A 12,638-nucleotide genomic window follows, 5' to 3' on the forward strand; every position below is an offset into this window, starting at 1 on the left:
TCTACCTGCAAGCGTTCATGAAGATGCGCCTCGCTACAGGAGCCGGGCGCGAGCGGCAACCGGATGAACCCCAGCCAGACCGTCTTGGGACTTGAGACCAGCTGCGACGAGACCGCCGCGGCCGTGGTCCGCCGCGCCCCGGACGGCACGGTCGAGGTGCTGTCCTCGGTGGTGGCGAGCCAGATCGCCGAACACGCGCCATTCGGGGGGGTGGTGCCGGAGATCGCCGCCCGGGCGCACGTGGAATCCATCGACGCTATCGCCGAGCGGGCGCTCGCCGAAGCCGGCCTCGGCTATGGCGAGCTGACGGGCGTCGCCGCGACCGCCGGGCCCGGCCTCGTCGGCGGGGTGATGGTCGGCCTCTCCTTCGGCAAGGCGGTGGCCCTGGCGCGCGGCCTGCCGCTGGTGGCGGTGAACCATCTGGAGGGCCACGCGGTCTCGGCCCGGCTGGCGGCCGACATCCCCTATCCCTTCCTGCTGCTGCTGGTCTCCGGCGGCCATTGCCAGTTGCTCAGCGTCGAGGGCGTCGGCGCCTGCCGGCGGCTCGGCTCGACCATCGACGATGCGGCCGGCGAGGCCTTCGACAAGATCGCCAAGACCATGGGCCTGCCCTATCCCGGCGGGCCGGCGCTGGAGCGGCTGGCCGAGGGCGGCGATGCGGAGCGCTTCGCCCTGCCGCGCATGCTGCTGGGCCGCAAGGACTGCGACTTCTCCTTCTCCGGCCTCAAGACCGCCGCGGCGCGGCTCGCCGAGGGGCTGAGCACGGACGACGAGCGTCGCGACCTGGCGGCCAGCGTCCAGGCGGCGATCGCGCGCCAGCTCGCCGAGCGCTCGGACCGCGCCATGCAGCTCTATGCCCGCGAGCAGGAGGGCCGGAACCTGCGCTTCGTGGTGGCGGGCGGGGTCGCCGCCAACGGCGCGGTGCGCCAGCGGCTGATGGAGGTGGCGGCCGAGCGCGGCTTCAGCTTCAGCGCTCCGCCGCTCCGCTACTGCACGGACAACGCCGCCATGATCGCGCTGTCCGGCGCCGAACGGCTGGCGCTCGGCATGGCCGACCCGCTGAATGCGCCCGCCCGGCCGCGCTGGCCGCTGGACGCGGCGGCGGCCGCAGCCCATCCCACCCATGTCGCAGGACGCAAGGGAGCCAAGGCGTGAAGCGTGTCGGCGTGATCGGCGGCGGGGCCTGGGGCACCGCCCTCGCCCAGGTAAGCGCCCGGGCCGGGCTGGAGCCCGTGCTCTGGGCGCGTGAGCCCGAGGTGGTGGCCGACGTCAACGCCGTCCACGAGAACAAGCTGTTCCTGCCGGGCGTGGCCCTCGACGCCTCGATCCACGCGACCCACGACTTCGTCGACCTGGCGCGCAGCGACTTCATCCTCGCCGTGGCGCCGGCTCAGCACCTGCGTTCCACGCTTGCCGCCTTCGCGCCCATGGTCGAGCCGGGTCTGCCCATCGTGCTCTGCGCCAAGGGCGTCGAGCAGGCCTCGCTGAAGCTGATGACCGAGGTGCTGGCCGAGACCGTGCCCCAGGCCGCGCCGGCGGTGCTGTCGGGCCCGTCCTTCGCCCGCGAGGTAGCGATGGGCCTGCCGACCGCCATCACCCTCGCCTGCCCGGACGAGGACCTCGGCAGGCGACTGGCCGAGGCGATCGCGACGCCGGCCTTCCGGCCCTACCGCGTCACCGACATGATCGGCGCCGAGGCCGGCGGGGCGGTGAAGAACGTGCTCGCCATCGCCACCGGCATCGTCGAGGGCAAGGACCTCGGCCGCTCGGCCCATGCGGCCCTGATCACCCGCGGCTTCGCCGAACTGACCCGTTTCGCCGTGGCCCTGGGCGCGCGGGCCGAGACCCTGGCCGGGCTCTGCGGCCTGGGCGACCTGGTGCTCACCTGCTCCTCGGCCCAGTCGCGCAACAACTCCGTCGGCCTGGCGCTGGGCCGCGGCCAGACGCTGGAGGAGGCCCTCGCCGGCAAGCTCTCGGTGGCCGAGGGCGTGGCCTCCGCCCCGGCGGTGCGCCAGCTCGCCGCCAGGCTCGGCGTCGAGGTGCCGATCTGCAACGCCGTCGCCGCCATCCTGGCTGGCGAGACCGGCGTCGACGAAGCCATCGTGGGCCTCCTGGCCCGGCCGCTGAAGGAAGAAGCCTGACCATGCCGCTGTTCGCCCTCTCCTGCATCGACAAGCCCAATTCGCTCGAGGTGCGCATGGGCGCGCGCCAGGATCACCTGGCCTGGGTCGGCGGCACCGGCATGCTGAAGCTCGGCGGCCCCTATCTCGACGAGAAGGGCGACATGGCCGGCTCGCTGATGATCATCGAGGCCGAGGACCTGGCGGCGGCCAAGGCGTTCAACGCCAACGACCCCTACACCAAGGCCGGGCTCTGGCAGTCGGTCGACATCCGGCCGTTCCGGACGACCTTTGGACAGATCTGACAATCCGGCGAAGCCCGCGGCCGGCGTGCGGCTCTGCGACGTGGCGGAGCTGGCCGACCCGGGCTCCAAGGGCTTCCGTTTTCGCGCCGAGCGCTGGCTGTTCGCCGGCTTCCTGGTGCGCCAGGGCGAGCACGTGGCGGGCTTCGTGGACTCCTGCCCGCACGCCGGCTGGCCCCTGGCCGGCATCGACGACCGCTACCTGACGCGCGACGCGCGCCACATCCTCTGCGCCGGCCACGGGGCGCTATTCGACCTCGGCGGCGCCTGCGTCGCCGGGCCCTGCACAGGCCAGCGCCTGACCGACTGGCAGGTGGTGGTGAGGGACGGGGCGGTGTTCACCGCCTGAGCGAAATCGGCATTCCGCGCGGCCTCGTGGCGGCCCGGTTAGTGCATTGAATTTGCGCATGTCTCGGAATGAGACGGTTAACCACGCGTAAATTTTCGACTCGCCTCCGCCGCGTCCCCGGCCTATGGGGTCGCGCGTTGCGAGCGGGGCCGTAGGGCCGAACTCCGGGGGACGCTTTGCTTCATCGCCTGCGCCAGCTGAAAGATCTCGACCACGCCATCCACCTGGCGGGGGCGCAGCTCGCGCTCGTCGTGGCGATGAGCGCAGGCCTGGCGATCGCGGCCGCGCCGTCGCGCCACGAGGCGCGGCTGATGAGCGCCCGCCTCGGCCCGGTGGCCGTCGCCACGGCCCAGGCTCAGCCCGCGGTCGACGCGCCGGACGAGGTCATCCGGCTGCAGGACCTCGACCCCGACCAGGCGCGCAAGTGGAACGCCGCCAACCCGATCGCCAAGGGGCCGAACCCGGCCGCCAAGCCGTTCAAGCTGGTCACCGAGGGCGTGCTCGACGAGGCCCGCGCGGTCGACTGCATGACCGCCGCCATCTACTACGAGGCCGGCTACGAGAGCACGGACGGCCAGCGCGCCGTCGCCCAGGTGGTGCTGAACCGCATGCGCCACCCGGCCTTCCCCAAGAGCGTCTGCGGCGTCGTCTTCCAGGGCGCCGACCACAAGACCGGCTGCCAGTTCACCTTCACCTGCGACGGCGCGCTGGCGCGCAAGCCCGACGAGGCCGCCTGGGCCCGCGCCCGCAAGGTCGCCGAGGCGGCGCTCAATGGCTATGTGATGAAGAAGGTGGGCGAGGCGACGCACTATCACGCCGAATACGTGGCCCCCTACTGGAGCCCGACTCTCGTCAAGGTCGCCGTGGTCGGCCAGCACATCTTCTACCGCTGGACCGGCGGAGCCGGCCTGCCGCCCGCCTTCGGCGGCCGCTACGCCGGCGGCGAAAGCGCCGGCATCCGCGTCGCCACCCTCGACAACCTCGGCAAGGCCGCCACCCAGCGCGCGCTGGTCTCGGCGACCACCGACGGGCCGGTCATGGCCGCCGCCCAGGCCCCCATCGCCACCCCCGCCCCGGCCGCGGCCCCGGCGACCCTGGGCGAAAAGGTCCCGGAGCTGGTCACCCCCAACGCGGTGGCCAAGGACGCCTCGGCGATCGTCAAGCCGGAGGACCTCGACTGGCAGGGCCGGCCCAAGCAGCAGACCCGCCGCCTGGCCATGCCCGGCAAGAGTTTCTGATCAGATCACGGTGCTGATGTCCGGCCACCGATAGGCGACCTCGTGCAGGAGGGCGCCGCCGGGCCCGCGCTCGGGCCGCGGCGGCTCGGCCGCGCCGCCGAGGTGCTCGTAGAAGCCGCGGGCGCGCAGGTTGTCGCGCAGCACCGAGATCATCAGCGACCGCGCGCCCTGGGCCGCCAGCGCCCGCGCGGCCCCGACCAGCAGCCGCCGCCCCAGACCCAGGCCCTGGACCTCGGGCAGGAGGTAGAGGGTGGCGATCTCCGCCTCGCCCTCGATGCGGGCCCGGGATGGACCGCCTTGCGCATAGCCGACCAGGCCCTCGCGCGCGACGGCGGCGAGCGTCACCTCGTGCGGTCCGGGATGGGTCAGGGCGCGGCGGAAGCGGCGGGCGTAGTCGGCTTCGCTCATCCGCGCCAGATAGGCGTCCGGCAGCATGCCCCGGTAGGTCTCGCGCCAGGCCCGCACATGGACGTGGGCCAAGGCCTCGGCGTCGGCGGGACCGGCCGGCAGGACGAGGTGAGAGACCGACGCGCCACGAGATTGCGACATCCTTCCACAGCTTGGCGCTGCCGGGCCGAGGTTCAAGGGGGTTCGGGGGCTGACGCGGGGCGGGGCGACCTTTAGCCTCGGCGAATCTGCGATCCTCCCGAATCCATGAACGCCCAGGCCCCCACCATTCCTGAGAGAGATCCCGCCGCCGGCGCCTCGCCGGTGATGGCGCAGTTCTTCGAGGCCAAGGCCCGCCAGCCCGACGCGCTGGTGTTCTTCCGCATGGGCGACTTCTACGAGCTGTTCTTCGAGGACGCCCAGAAGGCCTCCGCGGCGCTCGGCATCACCCTCACCGCCCGCGGCGAGCACGGCGGCCAGCCGATCCCGATGTGCGGCGTGCCGGTGCACGCGGCCGAGGCCTATCTCGCCAAGCTGATCCGCGCGGGCTTCAAGGTCGCCGTCTGCGAGCAGATGGAGAGCCCGGCCGAGGCCAAGAAGCGCGGCTCGAAGTCCGTCGTCCGCCGCGATCTGGTGCGCGTGGTGACCCCCGGCACCCTGACCGAGGAAGGCCTGCTCGACGCCCGCGGGGCCAATCGCCTCGCGGCGATCTCGGTGCGGGCCGGCGCGGCGGCCGTGGCGGCGGTCGAGCTCTCCACCGGCGAGGTGGAATGCCTGGCGGTGCAGGTTCCCGGCCTGGCCTCGGCCCTCGCCGCGCTCAGCCCCTCCGAGATCCTGGTCCCTGACCGGCTGTTCGCCGACGAGGCGGTGTCCGCGGCGCTGAAGGCGGCCGGCGGCTTCGTCCAGCCCCTGCCCCAGGCGCTCGCCGAGCCGGCCGCCTCCGAGGCACGGCTGAAGCGGCTCTACGGCGTCGACACCCTGGACGGCTTCGGCCAGCTCTCGGGCGCGGAAGTCTCGGCCCTCGGCCTGATCGCCGCCCACCTCGAGACCACCCAGGCCGGCAAGGCGCCGGCGCTCTCGGCCCCGCGCCGGGCCGGCGAAGCCGACGTCATGGTCATCGACCCGGCGACACGGTCGAGCCTGGAGATCGAGAAGGCCACCTCCGGGTCTCGGGACGGCTCGCTGCTGGCGGCCATCGACCGGACGATCACCGCGCCGGGCGCGCGCCTCCTGGCGGCCCGTCTGGCGCGGCCGCTGCTCGACCCCGCCGCCATCGACGCCCGCCTGGACGCCATCGCCTGGTTCATCGAGCACCGCGCCCAGCGCCAGCGCCTTCGCGAGCTGTTGCGCAGCATGGGCGACATGGCCCGCGCCCTCTCGCGCCTGGCGCTCGGCCGCGGCGGGCCGCGCGACCTCGGCGCCCTGCGCGACGGCCTCGGCATGGCCGAGCAGATCACCGCCCTCTTCGCCTCCATGCGCGACCCGCTGGTCCAGCCGCCGGAGGAGATCGCCGCCGCCCTGCGGGCGCTCAATCCCGCCCTGCACGCCGACCTCGCCGACTTCCGCGCCATGCTGAAGGACGGCCTGGGCGGCGAACTGCCGGCGCTCGCCCGCGACGGCGGCTTCGTGGCCGAGGGCGTGCGGCCCGAGCTCGACCAGGCGCGCGCCCTGCGCGACGACAGCCGCCGGGTGATCCTCGGCCTCGAGGCGCGGCTGGCCGCCGACAGCGGCGTCGCCCTGAAGATCCGCCACAACGCGGTGCTGGGCTATTTCGTCGAGACCACCGCCAAGGCGGCCGAGCCGCTGATGGCGCCGCCGCTGAACGCAACCTTCATCCATCGCCAGACCCTGGCCAACCAGGTGCGCTTCACCACGGTCGAGCTGGCCGAGCTGGACGCGAAGATCGCCCAGGCGGGCGAGCGCGCCCTCGCCATTGAGGCGGAGACCTTCGAGGCCTGGCGCGAGGCGGCCATCCGCGTCGCCCACGGGATCCAGGCCGCCGCCGAGGCCGCCGCCCGGCTCGATGTCGCCGCGGGGCTGGCCGAATGGGCCGAGGACGCGGGCGCCAGCCGCCCGACGGTCGACCGCTCCACTGCCTTCGAGGCCGAGGCCGCCCGCCATCCAGTGGTCGAGGCCGCGGTGAAGCGGGCCGGCGAGGCCTTCACCCCTAACGACTGCCGGCTCGACGGCGTCGGCGCGGCCGGCGCCCGGCTCTCCATCGTCACCGGCCCGAACATGGCCGGTAAGTCGACCTTCCTGCGCCAGAACGCCCTCCTGGCGGTGCTCGCCCAGGCCGGCTGCTACGTGCCGGCCAAGCGGCTGCGGATCGGGGTGGTGGACAAGCTGTTCAGCCGCGTCGGCGCCGGCGACGACCTGGCGCGCGGCCGCTCGACCTTCATGGCCGAGATGGTCGAGACCGCGGCCATCCTCACCCAGGCGACGCCGCGCAGCCTGGTCATCCTCGACGAGATCGGCCGCGGCACCGCCACCTACGACGGCCTGGCCATCGCCTGGGCCTGCGCCGAGGCGCTGCACGAGGTGAACCGCTGCCGGGCCCTCTTCGCCACGCACTATCATGAGCTCGCCACCCTCGAGGGCCGGCTCGCCTACGTCGCCAACCTCAGCCTCAGGGCCAAGGAGTGGAACGGCGACCTGATCTTCCTGCACGAAGCGGGTCCCGGCCCCGCGGACCGTTCCTACGGCGTGCAGGTGGCCAAGCTCGCCGGCGTGCCGCCGGCGGTGGTGTCGCGGGCGCGCGACGTGCTGGAGCGGCTCGAGCGCGAGGCGGGCGCACCGGCGCACCTTGAGGACCTGCCCCTCTTCGCCGCCGTAGCCGAGCCCGAGGCGAAGTACGGTCCCAGCGTGGTGGAGGAGGCGCTCAAGGCCCTCGACCCCGACGGCATGAGCCCGCGCGAGGCTATGGACGCGCTCTACAAGCTCAAGGGCCTTCTGGCCTGACGCCCCTTTCTCCAGAGTCAGCCGAGCCGGCCCTCACCCTACCTCTCCCGCTGGCGCGGAAGAGGGGACAGGCCCCGGGTCTTCGCCCGCCGGCGCTTCAGCTTCACCACGATGGGCGCCGTGGTGCGGCTCTTCTTGCGAAGGTTCTGCTTGGCCTCGACCTTGGCTTCGTCCTTGGCGCGCAGATCGGGCTTTCGCGGCATCAGGCCGTGGCGCTTGCGGACCAGTTCGTCCTTGAGCGCGCTCTCCGCCTTGGACTGAGCCGTGCGGCCGCGGGCCTTCAGCTTGCGCGAGGCCGGCACATAGCCGTTGGCGTTCCATCCCGTGAGGGTGGAGCCGCCCCGGTAGGAGCCCTTGCTCATCTGCAGACCGTCGCCATGGGGCCGCGCAACATAGGGATCGCGGCGGCTTTAGGAAGCGCCCGCTAGAGCATTTTGAGGAAGGCGGCCGCGGCGCGGCTGCGACGCCGCTCGCGATGGGCGAGGAGGGCGAAATCGCGGGGCGGCAACTCACAGGCGAGGCGGCTCACGCGGCCGACCCCGACCAGGGCCGCGGCGGCGAGATCGGAGACCGCCGTGACCAGTCCGCCAGCCTCCACGGCCCCCAGCGCCGCCTCGTTGGACGGGGTCTCGAGGCGAACGTAGAGCGCCTGGATCGGAACGTCGCGGGCGGCCAGTGCCTGCTCGAAGTGGGAGCGGGTGCCCGAGCCGGTCTCCCGCAGCACCCAACTCGCCGCCTTGAGCTGGGAGGGCCCGATCGGGCGCCCCACCAGCGGGTGGTCCGGCGCGGCGTAGAGGCCGAGGGTGTCGCCGCCGACCGGTGCGCGCGCGAGCTCGGCCGTCTCGATCTGGCCCTCCACGAACGCCAGGTCGGCCGAGCCGCTCTTCACCCATTCGGCGGCCTGGGCCGTGTTGCCGGCCATCAGCTTCAGGCCGATCGCGGGATGGGCGCGGGCGAAGCGGGCGAGGCGCGGCGGCAGCCAGTAGCTGGCCACGGTCTGGCTGGCCGCGAGCGTCAGCCGCCCGCGTCGCAGGCCGGCGAGGTCGTCCAGGGCCCGGGCCGCGGCTTCGGCGCGTTCGAGCACCGCGCGCGCCTCGGGCAGGAAGGCCGCGCCCTCGGCGGACAGCTCGACCCCCCGGCCGACGCGCTCGAACAGGCGCGCGCCGTAACGGCCTTCCAGGGCGGCGATGGCCGCGCTGACCGCCGACTGGGTGAGGTTCAGCGCCTCGGCCGCCCGGGTCATATGCTGGCGTTCGGCGACGGCGGCGAAGATGCGGAGCTGCTCGAGGGTCACGGTCCATACATAAGCAAAATCGATCAGTTCTGTCTTTTTAATGCGTTGGAGTTGTTTCGACCCTGGCGCGACTCTGCCGCCATGGCCCCGCTTCGCCTCCTTCCCGGTCTTGCCCTGAGCCTTGCCGTCGCCGGCGCGGCGCTGGGCGCGGCTGCGCTGGAGCAACACCTGTTCGGGCGCCCGCCGCTCGAAGCGCTGGTGCTGGCGATCCTGATCGGGACCGCGGTGCGCACCGCCTGGCGGCCGGGGGAGCGCTTCGCCCCGGGCGTCCAGTTCTCCGCCAAGACCCTGCTCGAAGTGGCCGTCGCCCTGCTGGGCGCGACGGTGAGCGCCCAGGCGATCCTGTCGATGGGGCCGGGCCTGCTCGGCGGGACGCTCGCGCTGGTCGCCGCCGCGGTGGCCGGCAGCTACCTCGTGGGCCGCGCCTTCGGGCTCGCGCCGCGGATGGCGACCCTGGTGGCCTGCGGCAACTCGATCTGCGGCAACTCGGCGATCGCCGCCGTGGCCCCCGTGATCGAGGCCGAGGGCGAGGAGGTCGCCGCCTCCATCGCCTTCACCGCCGTCCTCGGCGTCGCCGTGGTGCTGGCCCTGCCGCTGCTGGCCCAGGCGCTGCACCTGCCGCCGAAGGCCTTCGGGGTGCTGGCGGGCCTGACCGTCTATGCCGTGCCGCAGGTGCTGGCCGCCACCGCGCCGGCCGGCGCCCTCGCCACCCAGGTCGGAGCCCTTGTCAAACTGGTGCGGGTGCTGACGCTCGGGCCGATCCTCCTGGTGCTGGCCTGGCTCTACGGCCGCGGCGAGCGCGCCGCCCGCCACGGGCCGAAGATCGGCCAGGTCGCGCCGTGGTTCGTGCTGAGCTTCCTGGCCCTGGCGGCCGCCCGCTCGGCCGACCTGATCCCGCACGCCGCCCTCCGGCCCACCGCCGAGGCGGCCGGCCAGCTGACCGTCGTGGCCATGGCGGGCCTCGGCCTGGGCGTCGACCTCAAGGACGTCGCCCGGGCCGGGCCGAGCGTCACGGGCGTGGTGCTGCTGTCCTTGGCGCTGATCACCCTCCTGGCGCTCGGATTGATCAAGTTCCTGGCGATCGCCTGATCCGCGGCGTCGGCTCTTGCGCCAAACCCATGCGCTTGGGCCGAAACTCCCCTATATCTCGGGACGAGCCATGCCGCCCCGCCTGCGCCCCACCCGCCTGGAATACGTCGTCGACGGCGTGCGCCTGCGCGCCCAGCTGTCGGCCGCCGCGCTCGAGCACCTTGGCGACGAGACCGGCCAGCGCAAGGCCGCGCTGAAGATCCTCAAGGACGCCCTGTTCCGCGGGCGGATGATCGCCAAGGAGCGTCTGGAGAATGGGGCCGGCGGCATCGAGACCGCGCGCCTCTTGTCCGGCGTCACCGACGAGGTGGTCTCGGCGCTCTACGATTTCACCACCGTCCACGTGTTCCGGGCCCGCAACCCGACCGAGGGCGAGCGCCTGGCCCTCATGGCGGTGGGCGGCTACGGCCGCGGCACCCTCGCGCCGTTCAGCGACATCGACCTGCTCTTCCTGCGCCCCTACAAGCAGACGGCCCACGTCGAGAGCGTGATCGAGTACATGCTCTACGCCCTGTGGGACCTGGGCTTCAAAGTCGGCCACGCCTCGCGCACGGTCGAGGAGTGCATCAAGCTCTCCCGCGAGGACTTCACGATCCGCACCTCGATCCTCGAGGCCCGGCGCCTGACCGGCGACGAGGCCCTCGCCGACGAGCTGATCAAGCGCTTCCAGGCCGAGGTGGTGAAGGGCACGGGCGCCGAGTTCGTCGCCGCCAAGCTGAAGGAGCGGGACGAGCGCCACAACCGCGCCGGCGCCAGCCGCTACATGGTCGAGCCCAACGTCAAGGAGGGCAAGGGCGGCCTGCGCGACCTCAACACCCTGTTCTGGATCGCGCAGTACCTGCATCCGGGGCAGCCGATCGAGAAGGTCATGCAGCTGGAGATGTTCACCGGCCGCGAAGTACGGGCGTTCATCCGGGCGTTCGACTTCCTGTGGGCGGTGCGCTGCCATCTGCACTTCACCACCGGCCGGCCCGAGGAGCGGCTGACCTTCGATCTGCAGCCGGAGATCGCCCGGCGGATGGGCTATGGCGACCGCGGCGACAATCCCGCCGTCGAGCGGTTCATGCGGCGCTACTTCCTGTTCGCCAAGGAGGTCGGGGCGCTGACCCGCGTGTTCGCCGCCAAGCTCGAGGCCGAGCGGGTGAAGAGCGAGCCGCGCGGCCTCTCGCGGCTGATCAACAACCGCAAGCACAGGCGCAAGCCGCTGGACGTGCCCGGCTTCCACGAGGTCGGCGGGCGCCTCGACGTGGACGGGGTCGAGGTCTTCGAGCGCGATCCGGTCAACCTGCTGCGGCTGTTCAAGATCGCCGACGAGCGCAATCTCGACCTGCACCCGGACGCCTTCACCGCCGCGACCCGGGCGGCCGGCCTGATCACCTCGCCAGTGCGCCGCGACCATCACGCGGCCAAGGTCTTCCTCGATATCCTGGCGCGCGGGCGCGACCCGCAGCGGACCCTGACCCTGATGACCGAAGCCGGCGTGCTCGGCCGGTTCATCCCGGAGTTCGGCCGCATCGTCGCGCAGATGCAGTTCAACATGTACCACTCGTACACGGTGGACGAGCACACGCTGCGCGCCGTCGGGGTGATCGCCGACATCGCGGCCGGGCGCTTCGCCGAGGACCACCCGCTGGCGACCTCGATCCTGCCGCTGATCGCCGACAAGGAAGCCCTCTTCCTGGCCATGCTGCTGCACGACACCGGCAAGGGCGGGGCCGGCGGCCAGGAGAAGGCCGGCGCGCGGGCAGCGCGCCAGGCCTGCGAGCGGCTGGGACTGGACCGCTCGAAGATCGAGCTCGTCGCCTGGCTGGTGGAGCACCACCTGGTCATGAGCGACTTCGCCCAGAAGCGGGACGTCTCCGACCCACGCACCGTCGCCGACTTCGCCCGGATCGTGGAGACGCCCGAGCGCCTGCGCCTCCTGGAAGTGCTGACCGTGGCCGACATCCGGGCGGTGGGACCGGGCGTCTGGAACGGCTGGAAGGGCCAGCTGATGCGCGAGCTCTACCACGCCACAGAGGCGGTGTTCCGCGGCGGGCGCGGCTCGGAAGGCGCGGCCCAGGCCCTGCGGCGCTATCTCGAGAACGCCGCCTACGACGCCCGCGTGGCCCTCGCCAAGATCGACCCGGCGGCCGAGGCCTGGGCCGACGCCATGGAGGACGCCTACTTCACCGCCTTCACCGAGGCCGAGGTGCTGTCGCACGGCCGTCTGGCGCGCAAGGCGCAGGCCGGTGGCGGGGCGGCCGCCGAAGGGCGGGTCCGGCCCGAGCGGAATGCGGCGGAGGTGGCGGTCGCGGCCGCCGACCGCCCGCGCCTGTTCGTCGACCTGTCCGCGGCGATCACCGGCTTCGGCGGCAACGTGGTGGGGGCGCGGGTCTTCACCTCGCGCACCGGCCAGGCGCTCGACGTCTTCAATGTGCAGGACGCGGCGGGTGAGCCCTATGGCGTGCACGATCCGCGCGCCCTGGAGCGGCTGATCCAGGCGCTGGAGGCCGCCGCCCGCGGCGAGCCCACTGCGCGCGAGACGCGGCGGCCCGGCGATCTCGGCCGCAGCGCCGCCTTCGACATCACCCCCACCGTCACCTTCGACAACGACGCCTCGGAGACCGCGACCGTGGTCGAGGCCTCGGGACGCGACCGACCGGGCCTGCTGGCGGCCCTCGCCAAGACCCTGTCCGACGCCGGGCTCTCCATCGTCTCGGCGCACATCGACGGCTATGGCGAGCGGGCGGTGGACGCCTTCTATGTGGTCGACGCCGCAGGGCAGAAGCTCGGGGACGCGCGCAAGCGCAACGCGGTCAAGGCCGCGGTCCTGGCGGCCCTGGCCGAGCCGGAGGATGAGCAGGCGCAGGGCCGCCGCGCCAACCTGCAACGGGCGCGCGCCAGCGTCGCGCGCTGAGC

11 protein-coding genes are annotated in these 12,638 nt (G+C 73.1%); 8 read left to right on the forward strand and 3 right to left on the reverse strand.

Translation table 11 applies throughout. From position 1 onward, the window contains the following. Positions 1–63: 63 nt before the first annotated feature. The 5 genes from tsaD to DJ017_RS02410 all read left to right on the forward strand — a co-directional run bounded on the left by tsaD (position 64) and on the right by DJ017_RS02410 (position 4,009). Positions 64–1,155 (forward strand): tRNA (adenosine(37)-N6)-threonylcarbamoyltransferase complex transferase subunit TsaD, encoded by a 1,092-nt coding sequence (tsaD, locus tag DJ017_RS02390; protein ID WP_111527207.1) that lies wholly within the window; start codon positions 64–66, stop codon positions 1,153–1,155. Further along, positions 1,152–2,141 carry an NAD(P)H-dependent glycerol-3-phosphate dehydrogenase gene (locus DJ017_RS02395; RefSeq protein ID WP_111527208.1) on the forward strand — a complete coding sequence of 330 codons (990 nt, stop codon included), beginning with the start codon at positions 1,152–1,154 and terminating at the stop codon, positions 2,139–2,141. The genes tsaD and DJ017_RS02395 overlap by 4 nt, the downstream gene beginning before the upstream one ends. Positions 2,142–2,143: 2 nt before the next feature. Then, complete coding sequence (locus tag DJ017_RS02400) at positions 2,144–2,425, forward strand: YciI family protein (RefSeq protein WP_111527209.1); 282 nt, start codon at positions 2,144–2,146, stop codon at positions 2,423–2,425. Beyond that, positions 2,412–2,771 (forward strand): Rieske (2Fe-2S) protein, encoded by a 360-nt coding sequence (locus DJ017_RS02405; protein WP_111527210.1) that lies wholly within the window; start codon positions 2,412–2,414, stop codon positions 2,769–2,771. Before DJ017_RS02400 ends, DJ017_RS02405 begins: the two co-directional genes overlap by 14 nt. A gap of 176 nt (positions 2,772–2,947) precedes the next feature. Next, entirely contained in the window at positions 2,948–4,009 is a 1,062-nt protein-coding gene (locus DJ017_RS02410; protein WP_226999987.1) for a cell wall hydrolase, read from the forward strand. Here DJ017_RS02410 and DJ017_RS02415 read toward each other — a convergent pair whose 3' ends face one another. Further along, entirely contained in the window at positions 4,010–4,558 is a 549-nt protein-coding gene (locus tag DJ017_RS02415) for a GNAT family N-acetyltransferase (RefSeq protein WP_111527211.1), read from the reverse strand. A gap of 105 nt (positions 4,559–4,663) precedes the next feature. Between DJ017_RS02415 and mutS the strand changes: the two genes are divergently transcribed. Further along, positions 4,664–7,354, forward strand: coding sequence for a DNA mismatch repair protein MutS (mutS, locus tag DJ017_RS02420; protein ID WP_111527212.1), 2,691 nt, complete (start codon positions 4,664–4,666; stop codon positions 7,352–7,354). Between the two features lie 38 nt (positions 7,355–7,392). Here the strand turns inward: mutS and DJ017_RS02425 are convergent, their stop codons facing one another. Both DJ017_RS02425 and DJ017_RS02430 read right to left on the reverse strand, forming a co-directional pair. Next, on the reverse strand, positions 7,393–7,716 hold the full coding sequence (locus DJ017_RS02425) for a hypothetical protein (protein WP_111527213.1): 324 nt from the start codon (positions 7,714–7,716) through the stop codon (positions 7,393–7,395). Positions 7,717–7,778: 62 nt separating this feature from the next. After that, positions 7,779–8,648 carry a LysR substrate-binding domain-containing protein gene (locus DJ017_RS02430; RefSeq protein WP_111527214.1) on the reverse strand — a complete coding sequence of 290 codons (870 nt, stop codon included), beginning with the start codon at positions 8,646–8,648 and terminating at the stop codon, positions 7,779–7,781. 81 nt (positions 8,649–8,729) lie between these two features. Here DJ017_RS02430 and DJ017_RS02435 point away from each other — a divergent pair, with 81 nt between their 5' ends. Both DJ017_RS02435 and DJ017_RS02440 read left to right on the forward strand, forming a co-directional pair. Beyond that, the gene (locus DJ017_RS02435) at positions 8,730–9,737 is read left to right on the forward strand and encodes a YeiH family protein (protein WP_111527215.1); all 1,008 of its coding nucleotides are present in this window, start codon (positions 8,730–8,732) and stop codon (positions 9,735–9,737) included. 70 nt (positions 9,738–9,807) lie between these two features. Next, complete coding sequence (locus tag DJ017_RS02440) at positions 9,808–12,636, forward strand: [protein-PII] uridylyltransferase (protein ID WP_111527216.1); 2,829 nt, start codon at positions 9,808–9,810, stop codon at positions 12,634–12,636. Positions 12,637–12,638 lie beyond the last annotated feature (2 nt).

This window comes from Phenylobacterium soli (genome assembly GCF_003254475.1).
In the GTDB taxonomy this organism is placed as follows: domain Bacteria; phylum Pseudomonadota; class Alphaproteobacteria; order Caulobacterales; family Caulobacteraceae; genus Phenylobacterium; species Phenylobacterium soli.